Annotated in this window: 14 protein-coding genes and 1 pseudogene; 4 read left to right on the forward strand and 11 right to left on the reverse strand. The window is 59.2% G+C overall.

The features are described from left to right. Position 1: 1 nt before the first annotated feature. From nodI to NKH63_RS19445, 6 genes and pseudogenes are all read right to left on the reverse strand, one after another. On the reverse strand, positions 2-913 hold the full coding sequence (nodI, locus tag NKH63_RS19420; RefSeq protein ID WP_023719311.1) for a nodulation factor ABC transporter ATP-binding protein NodI: 912 nt from the start codon (positions 911-913) through the stop codon (positions 2-4). 43 nt (positions 914-956) lie between these two features. Beyond that, a pseudogene (locus tag NKH63_RS19425) lies at positions 957-1,202 on the reverse strand (carbamoyltransferase N-terminal domain-containing protein); the annotation flags it as partial. Positions 1,203-1,237: 35 nt separating this feature from the next. Further along, on the reverse strand, positions 1,238-1,834 hold the full coding sequence (gene nodS, locus NKH63_RS19430) for a nodulation methyltransferase NodS (protein WP_031194123.1): 597 nt from the start codon (positions 1,832-1,834) through the stop codon (positions 1,238-1,240). 80 nt (positions 1,835-1,914) lie between these two features. Then, complete coding sequence (nodC, locus tag NKH63_RS19435) at positions 1,915-3,240, reverse strand: chitooligosaccharide synthase NodC (protein WP_352494955.1); 1,326 nt, start codon at positions 3,238-3,240, stop codon at positions 1,915-1,917. Between the two features lie 14 nt (positions 3,241-3,254). Next, the gene (nodB, locus tag NKH63_RS19440; RefSeq protein ID WP_352457035.1) at positions 3,255-3,914 is read right to left on the reverse strand and encodes a chitooligosaccharide deacetylase NodB; all 660 of its coding nucleotides are present in this window, start codon (positions 3,912-3,914) and stop codon (positions 3,255-3,257) included. Continuing rightward, positions 3,911-4,504: a NodA family N-acyltransferase gene (locus NKH63_RS19445; protein ID WP_352918417.1), complete on the reverse strand. Its 594-nt coding sequence runs from the start codon at positions 4,502-4,504 to the stop codon at positions 3,911-3,913. The genes nodB and NKH63_RS19445 overlap by 4 nt, the downstream gene beginning before the upstream one ends. Positions 4,505-4,770: 266 nt before the next feature. On the opposite strand from NKH63_RS19445, the gene NKH63_RS19450 reads away from it, so the two are divergent. Continuing rightward, the gene (locus tag NKH63_RS19450) at positions 4,771-5,700 is read left to right on the forward strand and encodes a LysR family transcriptional regulator (protein WP_352591353.1); all 930 of its coding nucleotides are present in this window, start codon (positions 4,771-4,773) and stop codon (positions 5,698-5,700) included. A gap of 578 nt (positions 5,701-6,278) precedes the next feature. Here NKH63_RS19450 and NKH63_RS19455 read toward each other — a convergent pair. Then, entirely contained in the window at positions 6,279-7,310 is a 1,032-nt protein-coding gene (locus tag NKH63_RS19455) for a LacI family DNA-binding transcriptional regulator (RefSeq protein WP_352918419.1), read from the reverse strand. A gap of 302 nt (positions 7,311-7,612) precedes the next feature. Then, positions 7,613-8,941, reverse strand: coding sequence for a dicarboxylate/amino acid:cation symporter (locus NKH63_RS19460; protein WP_023678259.1), 1,329 nt, complete (start codon positions 8,939-8,941; stop codon positions 7,613-7,615). Between the two features lie 997 nt (positions 8,942-9,938). On the opposite strand from NKH63_RS19460, the gene nifA reads away from it, so the two are divergent. From nifA to NKH63_RS19475, 3 genes are all read left to right on the forward strand, one after another. Continuing rightward, entirely contained in the window at positions 9,939-11,711 is a 1,773-nt protein-coding gene (nifA, locus tag NKH63_RS19465) for a nif-specific transcriptional activator NifA (RefSeq protein WP_352615324.1), read from the forward strand. 234 nt (positions 11,712-11,945) lie between these two features. Further along, positions 11,946-13,085: a histidinol-phosphate transaminase gene (hisC, locus tag NKH63_RS19470; protein WP_352918421.1), complete on the forward strand. Its 1,140-nt coding sequence runs from the start codon at positions 11,946-11,948 to the stop codon at positions 13,083-13,085. 91 nt (positions 13,086-13,176) lie between these two features. Then, positions 13,177-14,217, forward strand: coding sequence for an LLM class flavin-dependent oxidoreductase (locus NKH63_RS19475; protein ID WP_023678254.1), 1,041 nt, complete (start codon positions 13,177-13,179; stop codon positions 14,215-14,217). A gap of 246 nt (positions 14,218-14,463) precedes the next feature. Here NKH63_RS19475 and NKH63_RS19480 read toward each other — a convergent pair whose 3' ends face one another. From NKH63_RS19480 to NKH63_RS19490, 3 genes are all read right to left on the reverse strand, one after another. After that, positions 14,464-14,667: a hypothetical protein gene (locus NKH63_RS19480; RefSeq protein ID WP_352457028.1), complete on the reverse strand. Its 204-nt coding sequence runs from the start codon at positions 14,665-14,667 to the stop codon at positions 14,464-14,466. 159 nt (positions 14,668-14,826) lie between these two features. Further along, on the reverse strand, positions 14,827-16,722 hold the full coding sequence (locus NKH63_RS19485; protein WP_352720351.1) for an ABC transporter ATP-binding protein: 1,896 nt from the start codon (positions 16,720-16,722) through the stop codon (positions 14,827-14,829). Further along, positions 16,722-18,590 (reverse strand): ABC transporter ATP-binding protein, encoded by a 1,869-nt coding sequence (locus tag NKH63_RS19490; protein ID WP_352855094.1) that lies wholly within the window; start codon positions 18,588-18,590, stop codon positions 16,722-16,724. Before NKH63_RS19490 ends, NKH63_RS19485 begins: the two co-directional genes overlap by 1 nt. Between the last annotated feature and the right edge of the window lie 37 nt (positions 18,591-18,627).

An 18,627-nucleotide genomic window follows, 5' to 3' on the forward strand; every position in this document is an offset into this window, starting at 1 on the left:
TTCAGTCCTCCATCTCGCGCCCGGTTAGCCGCAAGAACACATCCTCGAGATTGGGGGGACGCTGCAGAAGGCGCAGACCCGCGCGCCCGCGTAGCTGCACCAGCACCTGCTCCGGATCGGGTGCATAGCAAAAAAGCGTCTCACCGCTCACCTCGATGCGCTGTGCGTACGGCCGGATCAGCGCACCCAGTTCATGCGGATTGCCGCCGTAGACCTCGACCACGTCACAGCCGATCTGCTCGTCAATGAGTGCGGACGGGCGGCCTTCGGCGATCTTGCGCCCCTCCTCCATAACGCACAGCCGATCGCACAGCCGCTCGGCCTCTTCCATGAAATGGGTAGTCAAAAGAATAGTCTTGCCCCGCGCCAGCAGCGATCGCAGCCGTTCCCAGATCAGGTGGCGGGCCTGCGGATCGAGGCCGGTGGTCGGCTCGTCCATCACCAGCAAGTGCGGGTCATTGATCAGCGCACGCGCGAGCGTCAGGCGCCGCTTCATGCCGCCGGACAGTTCGGCGACGCGCGCATCCGCTTTGTTCTCGAGGCGGGCGAACTCAAGCAGCGATGGTATGACCGCTTCGATCTGGCGTCTGCTCATCCGGAAGTAGCGCCCGAACACCAACAGGTTCTCGCGTACAGTGAACGCGGTATCAAGATTGTCGAACTGCGGGACCACGCCGATGCGCATACGTGCCAAACGCGCGCGCGCCGGCACTGGAGCGCCGAGCACAGTAATCTTCCCCGCATCAGGCGATGTCATGCCGAGGACCATACGCGCAATCGTGCTTTTGCCCGCACCGTTCGGTCCCAGGAGCCCGAAGCATTCCCCCGCCGCAACGCGGAACGACAGTCTGTCGACAACGAGCTTGTCATAAGTTTTGCTTACGTCAGTAAGATCGATCGCTACCATGGACATGGGTTCATTTTACCGAGAGGGACGCCAAGACTGGCGGTTGCTTGGTTGCCTGCCGGACCTGAAACTGTGACTCGTCTTCGCCATCCCAGCCGTCGATAACGAACTGATCGACATCACAAGGATTTAGCCCCTGTTCCGCCAAAGCGGCGACAATTGCGTCGAGATTATCGATGGTTTGATAACGCGGATTGTTGTGCCGCTTTTCCTGCTCAACGCAGAAGACGAGCCGTCCATCCTCGACAAGGGCGATCGCCCCATCATGGGTCAGCTTGGTACCACAGATGCGCATAGTGTCTCCACGTTAACGGCGATAGATTCGATTGATCAGGAAGCGGAAAGCGGGTTCCGGAAACGGACGAGCAAGCAGTCTTCGTTGACCGACTCGCCCCGACACTCAAGACGCTCTACCTCGATCAACGTTTCGTTCAGCATGGCGATGACCGGCTCAGCACCAGCGGCGTGACCCCAGCGACGGCAATTAGCATCCCTTGCCGATCCGAAGATCAGATGCCCGCCTGGCGCAAGCACCCGCACCAGGTTTTTGACGGCCGCGCGCATCTCGGCTATGTCTTCGAGGTAGTATAGGACCTCCGCCACAACGATCAGGTCAAACAACTCGTCGGTCGAAAACTGTTGAACATCGGAGACTATCCAGTTGATGCGCGACGGCTCCTTTATCCGTTGACGTGCTCGAGCAATCGCTTGCGCCACGACATCGATGACGGTGAGCCCTTGGCAGTTGGGAGCTAATTTTTCCGTGAATGCGCCGGCAGCGCACCCGACTTCGAGGGCATTTGTAATGGAGCCTTGGGCAAGCGCCAGCTGGAGCATTTGCGTGTGGCGCTCCCGCTCGAACGGATTGCCGTCGAGGCGCCACGGATCGTCTGCGGCCAATTCCCGATCGAGCAACTGATGATTCATGTTCTGGGTCAAACTCGTCCACCTCTCGTCCACCTAGGTAATTAGCGATCACTCGTCGCCGCAGATGTTGCTCGACAGCGCTAATCCCGAAGAATCCGCGCAAGATTGAGCCTGCGAAGCGGAGCCGCATGCGGTGAGAATTCTGCCCTGCTTGATCCAGTGATCGGAGTTTGGGTGGGGGCCTGTTTTCCCCCAGTGTTCGATGTAGGGACAGCAGAGCTTCGCGACAGCCAATCGCTATTGCTCAATGTACACAGCGCGTAGGCCTTCAAGGGAAGTAAGAGAAAGATGTTGATGAACGTGTGCAGGGAAAAGCCCAGAAATCGAAACTGTCGAGCACGAAATGCTACCACGCTGCATCGGAGCATGGTCATGGACACAATCATCAGTCCTGTCCACCAAGGCACAGTGCCTGTCAGTGCGAAATGTGCGAGGCCCGTTAGTACCGATAGGGCGAGGAGTAGCGGCCCGAGATTCTGTCCGACCACGTCCAACGTGAGATAGCTATTGAGGCCGGGCAGCAAGCGCAGCCCAAGCAGCGTGTCCCGGAATGTGCTTCGTGCCCAACGGAGTTGTTGGCGCAGATACGGTCCGAGTCTGTTCGGAACGACTGTGGCCGCGATGGCGCCCGGAACGTACTCGGTTCGAAAGCCTGCTTTCAGCATGAGGATAGTGAGATGGCGATCCTCCCCGAAGTCGCTTGGCTTGCCCCGAAAAAATTGCGACTCGTACTGGTCCAGTAACAAAAGGAGCGCAGACCGGCGGTACATGGCACATGGGCCGCAACAGCACATAACGGCACCGAAGCGAGCCTGTGCCGCGCGCTCCTCGTTGCAAGCCAGCCAGTACTCCATGTCTATCAGCCTTGTCAGCCAGCTCTCGCTCCGGTTACTGGCAATCAACTGACCCATGACTGCGCCGACCGCTGGATCTCGCATCTTCGGTACAAGCTTGGTGATGACGTCGGGCGCGAGTATCGTGTCTGAATCAACGTTAAGCACCAAATCCCCGGATGAGCGGCGTATCGCGGCGATCTGCGCCTTGCGCTTTCCAACATTCTCGGGAAGCAAAATGATGTCGAACCTAGGGTCGCGCGCGTAGGTTTCGTGGACAGTTCCTACGGCTTCGCGATTTCCAGAACCGTCATCAACCACATAGACCCGAAGTCTTCCGGCGTATTCTTGGTCTGCAATGGACGCCAGGCACTCTGAAAGCGTGCGCGGATCCTCGTTGAAGCAGGGGACGATGACATCCACGCTGGGCAGTTGATCGGAGCCGACGAGATCCTCCAACGCCGATGAGTCGTTTGTCGGCAGAGCATAAATCCCCTGCATGCTCTTATAAGCAGTCGAGAGCAGTGCATAAAGCGAAATGGCCACAGTGCTGGTTGTACCAAGAAGAGTCATGGGATCTCGTTTGTTCAGTGATGTTGAGGAAGTGAGCGGATTACAAATCCGCGCTCATGAAGTGCTGGAATCAGCCGGGACAGCGCCGTGACCGTCTGGTCGCGCAGACCGGCGTGAGCGCCCTGGCTCAACTCGCCGGGAGGGCATCCGTCGTGCAAGAGTACGATTGCGCCCGGCCGGACAGAGGCGAGCACGGTATCGATAATCGCGTCGACCCCAGGGCGAGACCAATCTCGAGGGTCGACGGACCAATGGAGGGCCGTCAGCCCGGCGATCTGTGACGCTGTGAAGACTTCTTCGCTCCAGGCCCCGTAGGGCGCGCGAATATAGCGCACCGAGGCCTGAGGGCACGCCCTCATGATGGCGCCGTTCGCTTCAAAGATCTCACGTTGCACTTCGCCGAAGCCGCATTTGTACAGATCCGGATGAGTCATCGTGTGGTTGCCTAGCTCGTGCCCTTCTGCAAACATTCGTTGGATTAGATCCGGGTGCTCTAAGGCGTAGGCGCCGATGACGAAGAAAGTCGCCGGCACCCGCTGCTCTGCCAACACATCCAGAATCTCCGGTGTGAAAAGTGGATTGGGACCGTCGTCAAACGTCAGATAAACGCTGCGACGGCCGGTGCCGTCAGAGCACTCACGGCGCACTTCGTACAAGCAATCGGGACGGCTCATAGCTCTGGTCCGTTCCGATCGATCATCGTGCCCGTGGGCCATTCGCTGATCGGCCGTCCAACTGGCAGAACAATGGTGAGTGCGTCATCAATGCGTGTGGGCGGCAGGTCGAGGCGCGCCTCTGGTCGGGTGGAGCGCACGCGAATTCCCGACAAGACGGCCAAAGGGCTGTATCGCCGCCCGAACCTCTCAACATGATTCCGCAGCGCGTCCCGGACGGTTCCGAAAGCGAATGGAACGCCAAGCTCCTGCAGTATTGGAAGCACGACATGGATTGAATGGGGGATTCCGAGACCCTCAAGATCCGGACGTACCCCGTACAGGCCCAGCTCAGCCACCAACAGATCGACCGCGTCAACCTTGATGAAACGGCGCAGTATGCCCATGTGAGCCGCTACACCGTTCGAATCATAGGCGATTGCGCGGAGTTCAGGCCTGGCTCCGGCCCAGCTTCGACTACCTTCGAACGGTTCTGCGTTGGACGCCCCAGTCGGCCCGTAGGTATTACGAAAGAACTGGGCGAGCTCGACGTGGTCCGAGAGCTGCAACTCGTTTTCCCAGCACAATTTCCACTGCACCTGAGGGCGCATTCAGGACCTCTCTTCAAAATAGTTTCTTGCGGGCCGCATTACCCGGCCAAAGCGGCGGCGTTGTTGGCTGCACTCAACCGTTGTCGTTAGCGAAGGTGAGCCAGCCGGTGGGGCTCGCCAATGAGCTCTCTCGATGTTCCCGCCCGTCGCGGCGCCGTCGATTTGAGCTTGACGTCGGTCATTTACGTTCCTCTAATGCATGGTTCGTAAATTCGTAAAATTGATTGTTTAGATGATGCCCATCCACACGCTGGATAGATCAGGATATGCGGTTTAAGGGGCTGGATCTGAATCTCCTCGTTGTGCTGGACGCTCTGATCAGGGAGCGTAAAGTCACTGCCGCGGCCAACAGTATTAACCTGAGCCAGCCGGCCATGAGCGCCGCCGTCGCTCGGTTACGCGCCTACTTCAGCAATGAGCTATTTACGATGAACGGCCGCGAGCTCATTTTGACACCGCGCGCGGAGGGGCTTGCCCCAGCAGTCCGGGACGCATTGCTGCACATCCAGCTATCGATTATTTCCTCCGACGCCTTTAACCCAGCCCAATCGGATCGTCTCTTCCGAATCATGCTTTCCGATTACCTCACGCTCGTGCTTTTTAAGAGGATCGTAGAGCGTACTGCGCGGGAAGCTCCCGCCGTCCGCTTCGAATGTCTGCCTATTTGCGACGACCCCGAGGAGCTTCTCCGGCGCGGCGACGTTGATTTTCTGATTATGCCGGAAGTGTTCATGTCGAAACATCCTCGCGCAGCCCTGTTCGAAGATATGCTCGTATGCGTAGGCTGCGGCACGAACAAGCAGCTGTCAGAGCCACTTACATTCGAGCGATACTTGTCGATGGGGCATGTCGTGCTCAAATTCAGGCACACCCGGCAGCCCACCATGGAGGAGTGGTATTTGCTCGAGCACGGTTTCGAGAGACGTATCGAGGTCGTCGTACAGGGCTTTAGCCTGATCGCGCCCGTCCTATCAGGCACCAACCGCATCGGGACCATGCCCTTACGGCTGGCGCAGCATTTCGCAAAAACAACACCCCTGCGGATTGTCGAACTTCCGCCGCCACTTCCTCATCCCGCATTCACGGAGGCCGTCCAATGGCCCGCGCTTCACAATACTGATCCGGCAAGCCTGTGGATGCGGGAAATGATGTTGCAGGAGGCATCTCGCCTGGCGCCTTTGCTTGAAAGCTATTGAGCGTCTCGGGCTTCCTGGAGGCGGTCGCGATCGCGTAGGAGCGGTTGCCATTCGGGCGTCAGGCCTTTGGCTCGGCAGAGCGGCGCAGTTCCTTGCTGAGTACGAGGGCCAGGAACGAGCAGAACACATGCCCGGGTTGGTGCTGAGTTGACTGCCGCCTCCGATTTCGCGTGCGAAGTCCCACAAGATGTCTAGTCCCACTCAAATGCCAACTTTGCCGGCCTTGCCGCGGCTTTTCACGCGCGGCCAGGCGAGGAGATGCCGGTCGACGAGGTCAATCCCAACGGACTGTGCCGGCCTCGCTCGGCTACTGGCGTGAGGCATCCTTGACGACACCGCCCTGCACCGACAACGTCGAGATGTTGGCAATGAAGCCGGTCGCGATTGACGCTGCGGATGTAGGCAATTTACCTCGCGCTTCCGCCTGAACGCGTGGCCGATCCGTTCACCCAATTGCTTCATCCTGGGCCGCGGCTGAGGCCTGTGGGGTGCGGCTACCCCGCGTGGATGGGATCATCAATCAACTTTCTCTCATTTATGAAAGGAAACTTCCCCGCTTACGATAGAAGCCATCAGTTTCATATATTTTCCGGCAGATGAATGTCGAACGGCAGAAATGTCTGTCCTGGTGTTTCAGCAGTGCCGGTCTCGATAGCCCGCGTCATCAGCGTTATCAGCTCCTGGGAAAGCCGGCGCATTGGCGTGGCGACCGCCATCGTGATGATGTTATCAGCGAGTGCCGCCCGAGATTCCGGCGTGATTTCATTCACGATCGCGACGAGATCGCGACTTTTACCCTCTTCCCGGACCGCGGAGATGGCGCCCTCCATGCCGCCCCCGGCGACATAGAAGCCGACGAGCTCGGGTTCCCGCTGCATGAGATCAAGCGTTGCCTCGTAGGTGACCTGCCGTTTCTCCAGGTTCACAAGCGGATCGAGCACCTCGAACGTCGGCGCGTTCTCACGGCAATAGGAGCGAAAGCCGACGTCACGGAGCTCGTGCCCCTGGAAACGATGGCTACCGACAAACACCGCCACCTTGCCGGGCCGTTTTGCGACCTTGGACACCATCCAAGCGGCCGTGCGCCCCACCTTGCGGTTGTTGAGGCCGATATAGCCCTGTCGCACGCCGGCGGCGAAGTCGGAAAGCAGCGAGAAAACCGGAATGCCTTTGGCCTTGAGGTCCTCAACCGCTGCTGTAATTTTTGGGTGGTCCGGTGCCACCATCGCGATCGCATGGCAGCGTGCGCCCAAATCCTTGAGCGGTGCGATTAGGTCGCTCGGCATATGTGACGGGGCGAATTGGATGAGCGGAATGCCGTGGAAGGACTGGGCCAAATTGACCGACGCTTCGACCTCGCGCGCAAAGTCTTGGTAGAAATGCTGGGCCGGTTTTCTCAAGATGAAGCCCAGACGGTAGCACGGTAGGTCTCGCCGCAAGCGCTGCTTGATGAGCCCGGCAGCATGATAGCCGATCGCGTGGGCGGCGTCGTGGACCCGCCCCGCGGTCTCCTCGCGCACCGGATGGCGGGCGTTCAGAACCCGATCGACCGTTGCTACGCTGACTCGGGCTTCGCGGGCGAGATCGGTAATTGTGGGGCGCTTGGTCATGGGTCCTATTCTGATTGGTTTTTGACGCAGGCTGGCTCTCTGTCACCTAGCGTGATTCGACAATGCTTTCGGGTGGGCAAAGTGAAGACGCCCGCATACTGAATGATCGACAGCGTATTGGACTACTCCATACGTAGACCGGCCGGGTATAACGGAAGGTTCATTCGCTTAGGGCGGCGATGATTTGCACTCACACATTTAGCGCTTCTGATACATGGTCCGTGAGGCGCCGTTTAGAGCCTGCGAGTCGATCGTTCAGGTCATGTGACCAGCTTGGCGAAACCGGTCGCGGTGCGTCGCCCTTACTCGGCGGAGGATAGCCGGTTTGATGCCTCGGCAAGCTGATGACCGCAGAAGGCGGCTTTCATCTGCGCTCGGTCCAATTCTCCTTCCCAGCGGGCAACGACGAGGGATGCCACTGCGTTGCCGACGCAATTCGTCAGCGCCCGGCATTCGGACATGAAGCGGTCGATGCCGAGTATCAGTGCCATCCCAGCAACGGGAACACTCGGAACTACGGCGAGCGTAGCAGCCAGGGTGATGAAGCCCGCACCTGTTACACCTGCAGCGCCCTTAGAGGAAAGCATCGCAACGAGCAGCAGCAGCACCTGATCGCCGATTGACAGATCCGTGTTCGTCGCCTGCGCGATGAAGAGGGCCGCCAGGGTCATGTAGATATTCGTGCCGTCCAGATTGAACGAATATCCGGCCGGGATGACGAGACCCACAACCGAACGCCTGGCGCCCGCCTTCTCCATCTTCTGCATGAGCGAGGGGAGCGCGGCCTCCGAGGAGGACGTTGCGAGGACAAGCAGCAGCTCTTCCTTGATGTAGCGAATAAGAGAACAGATCGAAAAGCCGTTGTAGCGGCAGACCGCGCCGAGAACCCCGAACACGAAGAGGAAGGCGGTGAAATAAAACGTCGCGACCAGCATCGCGAGGTTGACGACCGAACCGATGCCATATCTGCCGATGGTGAAGGCCATTGCGCCGAAAGCGCCGATCGGCGCGGCTTTCATCAGAATGCCGACGAGCTTGAAGACAGGCGCGATGAGCGCCTGAAGGAAGGAAACGACAGGCTTGCCCGTCTCTCCGGCCATCGCGAGCGCCATGCCGAACAGAACCGAGAAGAACAGCACCTGCAGGATGTCGCCTTCCGCGAAGGCGCCGACTATCGTTGGCGGGATGATGTTCATCAGGAAGCCGGTGACCGACTGCTCGTGGGCCTTTGCGGCATAGGTATTCACGGCCTGGACATCGAGCGAGGCCGGATCGATGTTGAGGCCGGCGCCAGGCTGGACGACATTGGCGACGATCAGGCCGACGATCAGCGCGAGCGTCGAGAAGGTGAGGAAATAGACCATTGCCTTGCCGGCGACCCGGCCGACCTTGTGAAGATCGTTCATGCCGGCAATGCCGGTCGCAATTGTCAGGAAGATGACAGGCGCGATGATCATCTTGACCAGCTTGATGAAGGCATCACCCAGCGGCTTCAGGCTCTCGCCGGTCCCCGGATAGAAATAGCCAATTGCGACGCCGAGGGCGATGGCGGCAAGCACCTGCGCGTAAAGCTTGGCATAGAAGGGTTTGCGGGGCGCGGGACTCGCGCCGCGGACTTGTGCAGCTGACACTGTTTCTCTCTCCCTGACCGGATCGAGGTGGCGTGACTTCTCCCGGGCTTCTCCCTATCGCGGCGCTCCGGTCGAACGCTGCACCAAGGCCGCCGCAATACCCATGCCAAATGGATCCGCATGACCTGAACTGACGTTGGGCTCGCCAATGATGGGATGAGCGGTGGCACAAGACGGGAATGACAAGGCCGCCGTCCAGCACGCGCTTGATGTTCTCCGGCAGATTGCCGGTCGATCTCTCTGGCTTGCGGTTTTGCTGCACATCGTGGCGGGCTCCTCGGTTTGCCGACTTTGGGAAGGGCCGCATCGCTGGCACGAGGGCGCAGAATTGCCGTGTTCTTTGCCGCGCTCCCGCTGCAGCGACAGCTTGAAAGCGACGTCGAGACGTAGGGATTGACGCCGCTGGTGCTGACCGCGACGATGCGGTTCAGAAGTTCCGAGCACGGCCGAGAAAGCCGCGCTCGACCGCCACCTTCGCGCCTTCACACGCGACGCCGCCGCCTTATCTGCGTCATCAATATCGAGGAAATGGCGGTTGCCGCGACCGACCAGTGTCGTCGGCAGTGATTATCGCTCCCGCCCCTGGTTCGCAGGCGCTGGTGACTGGCACGGCCCGGCAACTCGGCGCGGTCAGCCGCTCGGGCACCGCATCGCCGGCGCCGTATTTCTGTCGTTCAACATCGCCGACAAAAATTAGAACTGATGAATTCTATCATAGGCCGCGAGGTTTCCTTTCACGAATGAAAGAAAGCTCGATTGACTATCCCGCCTCGCTCCAGTCTTTTGAAAATCAACGTGTGGTTGCCCCCGTGCAAGCCGAGAACGTGGCCAAGCTTCGTGGAGGGAGAGCCAAGCGATGCGTCAGGGGTCGACCCGCTTTGCACTCGACCACACGGCGGTGGCACGAGTTCACGTCAGAGCATTTTCGCGCTTGCCCGCGACGTCGCGGGCGCACATGCCGCCGGCATGCATTTCATGGCGCGAGATCGAGGATCATATGCACCACAACATTCCCAAATCAGAACAAAATGCCAGCGAGTGCCGCATTTCGCTTCCGGATGCGAAAAGGGCTTACCCAAAGTCCGAGATGAACACCGCGGTCCCTTTTGTGCCATCGCACGAGCACGCGCTTACCGGCATCTTCGAAATATCGAAAGTACTCACCGACCCCGCCCGGCTCGAAGTCACGTTGGCCAAGGTCGTCGATCTCCTGCCCTCGTTTGTGCAGATGCGGCACGGCATCATCGCTCTCTTCGACGCTGAGGGCGTACTGGACATCACCGTAGTCACCGGCTGCGACGAGAACAGCGATGAGCGCTCCCGGATGCGCCTGCCGCGCAAGGCAATCGATCTGATTGTGACGACGGACACGCCGCTCGTCGCCGAGAACATAGCGGTGCATTCGGCCTTCACTGCCGCTGACATAGAGGTGCTTGGGGCCTCCGACACCGTGTCCTTCATCGGCGTTCCCATTCGTGTTGATGGGAACGCCGTAGGCACGCTGACTATCGACCGCGCCTTGGACAGCAGGTCAACGTATCGGCTCGATTATGATGTCCGGCTGCTCACCATGATAGCCAACATGGTGGGACAGACAGTCAAGTTGCACCGCTTCTCCGCGGGCGACCGCGAACGACCGACGGAGGTGGAAGATGGGCTGCAAACGCAATTCTCTGATGTCAAGCACCCTGCACCGCAGCGCAAGAAGGTTCACGTCAAGGGAATGATTGGCGATAGTCCGGCGCTAAGCGCGCTGCTCGAGAAGATCGCAGTTGTAGCTAAGGCAAAGACCACGGTTCTGTTGCGAGGCGAATCCGGTACCGGGAAGGAGCTGGTCGCCAAGGCAATTCACGAGTTGTCGCCGCGCGCCAAGCGGCCCTTCATCAAACTCAATTGTGCAGCGCTGCCAGAGACAGTCCTGGAATCCGAATTGTTCGGTCATGAGAAGGGTGCCTTCACAAGCGCGTTCAATTCCCGCAAGGGTCGCTTTGAGCTCGCCGACAAGGGGACGTTGTTTCTGGATGAGATCGGCGAGATCTCGGCCTCCTTCCAGGCAAAGCTACTGCGCGTGCTGCAGGAGCAGGAGTTTGAGCGCGTCGGCAGCAACCAGACCATCAAGGTCGACGTTCGCGTGATTGCCGCCACGAACAGGAACCTTGAAGAGGCGGTTGCAAGGAATGAGTTCCGCGCCGACCTATATTATCGCATCAACGTGGTTCCCTTGCTGGTGCCGGCATTACGCCAAAGGCGCAGCGATATTCCGCTCCTCGCAGCTGAGTTTCTCAAGAATTTCAACGATGAGAACGGCCGTACGCTGACCTTCGATCCGCGTGCGATTGAAGTACTGATGAAATGTGAATTTCCCGGCAACATTCGCGAGCTTGAAAATTGCGTGCACCGGACAGCGATCCTGGCGGAGGGACGATCAATCGGGAGAAACGACTTTGCGTGCTCCCACGACCAATGCTTTGCCGAGGCGCTGCGGAAGAGCAGATCGGGCAAGGCCGCGCTGCAACCAGCGCCAATCCTCCCAGAGGCAGTGAATCCGGCCACGCCGCCGGATGCGGCCGCTCGTTCGGCCGCCACCACAGTCCCGCCTGCCGGAGCAACCCACTCATTGGGCGCGAGGACCACCGACGCCGAGCGCGTCATTGCTGCCATGGAAAGATGTGGCTGGGTGCAGGCAAAGGCGGCGCGCCTGCTTGGACTGACCCCGCGCCAGATTGGCTACGTGCTGAGGAAATACGGCATCGAGGTCAAGCGTCTGTGAAAGCATGACTCAGGCGGATTAGCTGAGACCGCTTAGCGGCTTGGCCCGCGCAGGGATGCAGATCCGCGTCCGCGTCAAGTCGATCCGACCGAGGACAGCCTGGCCGAAATCCCATGGCAGCCGGCGTTGCGACCATCTTGTGAAAGGCGACGCTGCCATCGTCAATCCGTCCGCCATGTTGCTCTCGTTGCGAGCTCATACGGATGCCCCGTGCGACTGAAACGGAGATAAAATATGTCCGATGCAAAACTGCAAGCTGTGCTTTCGTCTCTTCCGCAAGGGACGCGACAGTTAGATGCTCTGCCGTCCAACGGACCAGCGCCGGACAGAAGTTTTGTCAAGCTGAATACGAATGAGAACCCGTTTCCGTTGCCGCCAATCATAATGCAAAGTGCAGTGGCGGCCCTCAATCGCCAGTATCTGTATCCGGACGACGATAACATCAGCTTGAGGGAAGCAGCGTCCAATACCTATGGCGTATCCACGGATCAGGTCATCGCAGGCAACGGGTCGTCTGAACTGCTCGGACTCATCTACAGAGCTTTCCTCGCCCCTGGCGACAAGGTGGCGATGATATCGCCAGGGTTTTCGTTCAACCGCAAACTTGCCATGTTGCATGGTGCTGAGTTTCTCGAGATCGGATGTCAAACTCATTCGCTGCCAATGGAGCAATTGCTTTCCGGTCCGGCAAAAGACGCCAAGTTCATTCTGGTGGCCAATCCAAACAATCCGACCGGAACATTCCTCTCGATAAGCAATATCGAACGCCTCGTGGCACAATCGGATCGCCTGGTCGTCCTTGATGAGGCCTATGTCGACTTTGCACCCGATCACGGGCTGCGCCTCATCAATCGTTATTCGAACCTTCTGATCTTGAGAACATTTTCGAAGAGCTATGCCGCCGCCGGCATTCGCGTCGGTTTCGGTTTCGGTCACCCTGAGATTATTGGCAGGCTGCGCAACATCCAGAACGTCTTCAACATGAACGTGATCGGGCATGCGGTTGGTATCAGCGTGCTTGCGCATCGCGGCGCCTACGCAGAGAACCACAAGCACATCAGACATGAACGACAGCGAGTGACAGCCGCACTGTCGCAACTTGGATTTTCCGTAACGCCCTCCCACGCTAATTTCTTGCTAGCCCGTGTGCCAGCGGGACAGGACGGCTCATGGTGGCAAGCAGCCTTGGAAAGGCAAAAGATACTCGTTGCCTACTTTCCGGACAATGGTTTGGAACATTGCATCCGCGTCAGCATCGGCACAAAAGAGCAATTGGATGCATTTCTTGCTGCCGCTCGCGATATAGTTGGAAACTTAAACATACCAAGCACCACGGGCAGGGGAGCGTCAGGCCCTGCTCGTTCGGTACGCTGACGCTAATCCGATATCACACATTGCTATCTTTAGACTTGCTTGGTCACCCAAGCACGACAACATTTTTCTTTAAAATCGGGGACAATATCGAGTGACAAACGTCTTTCCTTCAAACCTAGCCTTCGGCATCTTCGATCATCTGGACGAGGACGGCCTCGATATCGCCCGGCAGTACGAAGATCGCCTGATATTAGCAGAGGCGTGCGATCAGCTAGGGTTCTATGCCTATCATCTCGCAGAGCACCACTGTACCCCCCATGGGAGAGGTCCATCGCCGAATCTGTTCTTATCGAGCGTCGCCCAGCGCACCCGGCGCCTGCGTCTCGGACCCTTGGTGATGCTGCTTGCGCTTTATCATCCGCTGCGTGCGTTCGAAGAGATCTGTATGCTGGACCAGTTGAGCGGTGGCAGGCTCGAACTGGGCATAGGGCGCGGTGCTCTCCCGATCGAATTGGGTTACTTCGGGATTGGTGCGGACGCGGTGCCGGGCCGCTATGCGGAAGCCAGCGAAATTCTTGTTGAAATACTTGTTAATGCCATGAAGGTTGGCACGCTGTGCTATCAAGGCCGCCATTTTGAGCTCAATGACGTTCCTTTGACGCTAAGACCTCATCAGCGTCCACATCCGCCGACATGGGTCGCCGCCAATCGACCCGAGTCCGCAGCCTGGGCCGCTGCGAATGGAGCAAATATCGCGTGTGTAGGACCTTCCTCTTCTGTTCGCAAAACTACTGATGCGTTCCGCGCCTATCAAGAGGACAACACTGGCGCGGGCGATCGAGCGCCATTTATTGGATTGCTCCGCATGGTCGTGGTTGGGCGTTGTGACACACATGCCTATTCGCTCGCGGCACCTGCTTACGAAAGATGGCTCAAGAGCTTCCAATTCCTTTACGAGCTTAACGCTATCCCCACTCCACCCAACCTGCCGCTGACCTTCGATGCGGCAGTCGAGAGTGAATTGTGCGTGGTAGGATCAGCAGCGTCTGTGCGAGAAGCTCTGCTCAGTCAGTTGGAAGAGGCAGGTGCTAACTACCTTCTTTGTCAACTGGCATTTGGGAATCTGCCGCTAGATGCTTCCCTATACACCGCGACGACCATTCAATCCGAAATCATGGCTCGACTTGGCTGACCATGAAATTCGCGGTCTGATCCGAAGGTAAATCGTTGTAACTGCGCTCCCTCACATTGCTCGAGCGTGCACGTGGTGGGGATTGGGAAATCGTGAGGGAGGCCAAACTGACGACGAGCCGGCGGCACAGATTACCAGGTTTGTGCGTTGGCCGGCATCTGGGCACGGTGTGAGACTGCACGATCCTAAGGAGATGATGGCCGAGCGCGTCACGATGCCGGCACGCATCTGCTCGTCGCGCTCGCGCTAGTCGTTGCCCATAGCCCGCCGCAAGAGGTTCTTCTCGACCGGGGCGGCGCCGGTGGCGGCTCCCGCATCCAGCTTCATCAGCGGCTCGGCGGTAGCAAAGCCGTCACTCGCTACGGCGCTGTTGAGGGCGCGCTCGCGAGCGGCTTTGCTACGCCGAGCGACACCACCTGGAGCGAGTTCGCCCGATGTCGCGGCGTGCACCGCGGTCGGATAACGACGCTGGAGGAAATCGTTCGCAGCCGGTCTTCACGATCCGCGCGAGTGCTTTGCATGAATGCTGCCTGCTTCCTCGTCTGCGGCGGCCTGAGTGTCCGCCGGCACGCCCGAAGTCAATGTCAGTACCACAAGGCCGCCAAGACGTCAGGTCTGGGAGCCGGCTTGTACGGTCGTATCGTGTTCTGGAATATCGTCAAAGGAGGCGTAGTTGAGATTGTAGAGTTTGGAATACAGGCCCCCCATGGCTATTAGCTGATCGTGGTTGCCAGTCGCAATAACTTGGCCATTCTGAAGCACGATGATGCGGTCGGCACCCCGGATCGTGGCAAGACGGTGGGCGATGACGAGGCCAGTGCGCCCCTCAAGCAGCTTTATCAGAGCCTTCTGAATCTGCATTTCCGTGTAGCTGTCGATGTTGGCGGTAGCTTCGTCGAGCACGAGGATCTTGGCGTCGGCGACGAGGGCGCGGGCGAAACTGATAAGCTGGCGCTGGCCGAGAGATAAGTTGTCGCCGCGTTCGCCAAGTTGGGTCTCATACCCGTCGGCGAGGCTCATTATGAAGTCGTGGGCGCCGACCGCCTTAGCGGCCTCGATCACCTTGTCGCGCGTGGCTTCCGTCTTGTGGTATCGAATGTTCTCGAAGACCGTCCCGGTGAACAGGAACGGCTCCTGCAGCACCATGGCGACCTGGCGGCCGAGCGATTCCTGGGTGAGATCGCGCACATCATGTCCGCCGACCAGCACTTGGCCCTGCTGAACATCATAGAAGCGGTGGACCAGGGCCATCGCGCTCGATTTGCCAGAACCGCTCGGCCCGACCAGTGCGACCGTCTCGCCGGGATTGACCCGGAAGGAGACATTTTTCAGCACCGAACGGTTCGGATTGTAGCCGAAGGTGACGTCCCTGAACTCGACCGAGCCGTCCATTTCGGGCGAAAGCACCTCGGCATTGGGTTTGTCCTGAACATCGATCTTGACGTCGAGCACATCGGTCAGGCGCTTGCCTGAGGCCATGGCGCGCTGCATGACCGAATATTGCAGGGTGAGTGAGCGGATCGGGTCAAAGAAGCGCTGGATGTAAAATAGGTAGGCAACCAATACGCCCACATCTATGCGGCCATTCATGACCATCGAGCCGCCGACCACAATAACGGCGGCCATGGCGAGGCCGGTGAGGCCATCGACGATAGGCACCATGACCAGTGCATATTTGGCAGCGATCAGGTGGGTCCTGAGGTTGGCATGGGCCTTGTCGTCAAAAAGGATGAAATTCACCTGCTGGCGGTCCATTGACTGGACGGTGCGCACGCCGTGAATGGCTTCGGCCAGCGCGCCGTTGACGACGGAATTAGTCTCGTGTGCGGCCATGAAGGCGTCGCGGGCACGCGGCAGCCAGACAATGCGGACGATCACCAGGACCGGCAGAACCGAGAGCGTCAGGAGGCCGAGGCGGAAGTCGAGCCACAGCATTACGAAAACGATGCCGAAGAGAAGCGCAACATCGCCTACGGAATATACCGAGGTTTCGAGGAATTCCTGTATGGAGTTGACGTCGCCTTGCAGGCGCGACATGAGGCGTCCGACCTCGGTCTTGTCCATGAAGGAGAGCGAAACCTTCTGCAGATGGCCAAACATGGCGCGGCGGATGTCGAACAGGACAGTTTCGGCCACTTTCCCAACCACGGTTTCCTGCATGTAGCCGGCAGCGAAATTGACCAAAATCGCCAAAACGAACGCGCCGACGGCCGCGAGCTGGGCTGAGCGATCGGTCCTTGCCGGGTTCATGCCCTGGTCGAGCGCGTAGCGGATGATCAACGGGATGAGAAGCTGCGTCCCGGTGAAGATCAGCATTGCTGCAATCGTGATGACTACCCTGGCCCGATAGGGACGGACGAAAGCCCAGATGCGCCGGAGGATGCTCTTGTCGAAAGCCCGGCCGAACATCTCCTCCTCGATGCGGTGCGAGCCGACAACCGCGCGCGGAGGGCGTCTACCGTCGTCACGTTCGGCTTCGACTTCGCCGGCGCGGCCCTGCGCCATCAGCGGGCGCCCCCATACTGGGTCATATTGTCATGACCCGGGCGCGTCTGGAGATCGTAAAGGGCCCTGTAGCGTCCCCGCTTCGCCAAAAGCTCTTGATGCGTGCCGCGTTCTACGATTTCGCCGTTATCGACAAAAAGGATCTGATCGGCATGCACAAGCGCACTCAGCCGGTGCGCGATGATGATCGTCACCCGATCCTTGGCGAAGCGCCGCATCGCCGCGCGGATGCGCTGCTCGGTGCCGGCATCGATCGCGGCCGTTGAGTCGTCGAAAACGACGACGGAGGGGCGCAGCATCATGGTGCGAGCAATCGTGAGACGCTGGCGCTGGCCGCCAGAGAGAGAGACGCCGCGTTCGCCCACGACCGTCTCGTAGCCCGCTGGGAGCCCGAGGATGTAGTTGTGGAGCTGGGCGAATTCGCCGGCGCGTTCGATTCGCTGTCTCTTCGCCCAGGGATCGCCATAAGCGATGTTGTTCTCGATCGTAGTGGTGAATAGGAATGCATCCTGCTGTACGACGGCGACCGCCTTGCGAAGCGTCGCGAGGGTGACATTGCGTATGTCCTGGCCGTCCAGCGTGATGGCGCCACCGGTCACGTCATAAAAGCGGGGGACCAGATGAGCTATCGTCGATTTGCCCGAACCCGGCGGACCGACGATCGCGATCGTCTCGCCTCTACGGGCCTCAAAGCTGAGGTTCTTCAGAATGGCGCGGTTTTCGGCGCTGGGGTACGCAAACGAGACATTGTGGAAGCGCAGAGTGCCGTCGCTTATCTCGAGCGGTCTGGCCTCGAGAGCATCCCTGATTGTGATCTCCTGGTCGAGGAGACCGAAAAGCCGCGAACCGCAGCTAGAAGCGCGGGCAAAGGCATTGACCATGAGGCCGATCTGGCGGACTGGCATTTGCAGGATTGTCATGAAGGTCAGGAAGGTCGCCACCGTTCCGACGCTTATCTCGCCAGCGACGAGCTTGCTGCCACCGATCCAGAGCACCAATCCCATTGCGAAAAAGAAGGACAAGGTCATCGCCGACGTGCTGGGCACGTAGATGTCAACTCGGTCGTGGGCGAGGTCGAGCGCGTTCTTGGAAGCGCCGTCGAACTTCAGCATCTCATAGGCTTGAGCCGCAAAAGCGCGGACCACGCGGATGCCTGCGAGATTTTCCTCCATCACGCGGCTTAGTACTGAAAGCCGCTCATGCAGGTCGAGCCAGGTGGCGCGCAGCCTAAGCTGTGTGGCCGATGAGCGCCAGGCGACAAAAGGCACGAAGCTCAGCGCGACCAGGCCGAGCATGGGATCGGTCGAGATCATCATGTAGGCGCCGATCCCGATCAGCATGGTGAGCAGGAGCACGCGAACGAGCGCGGTGGAAAAATACATCCGCACGCCTTGGAGATCGAGCATTCCGATGGTGATCAGATCGCCTGAATGGACCCGGTCGTGAAAGGAAAAGCTGAGACGCTGGATCTTGTCGTAGTAGGCGAGCCGCAGTTCGTACGCGACATGATGCCCGACGGCTTCGGCAAAATAGTTCTGCGCCATCGTGAAAAGGCCGCGTAGCGCGCTGACGGCGAGCAGCAGGAGAGCCGGGATCCAGAGCGCTTGTCCTGCCGCGGTCCCCGCGACACCGCCCCCGATGGCTGTCTGGGTCAGGTCGACGGCCCGGCCGAGAAGCTGGGGAATGAGCAACTGGAGGATTGCCGCCAGGACCGTCGAGCCCATAGCGAAGGCGACCTGCCAGGGATGCCGCAAATTCATACGCGTGATGCGCAACAGCGTACTCAAATCCCGGCCCCAGCGCGCCGCTTCCACATGGGTCAACGAATTCAGAGCGTTCGTTGCGCTGCCGATAGCATCACTGCTCACGGGTGTATTCCCGACTGCATTTTGCGCCTTCGAGGCA

Origin of the sequence: Mesorhizobium sp. M0960 (assembly GCF_040319055.1) — a bacterium.
Classification (GTDB): domain Bacteria; phylum Pseudomonadota; class Alphaproteobacteria; order Rhizobiales; family Rhizobiaceae; genus Mesorhizobium.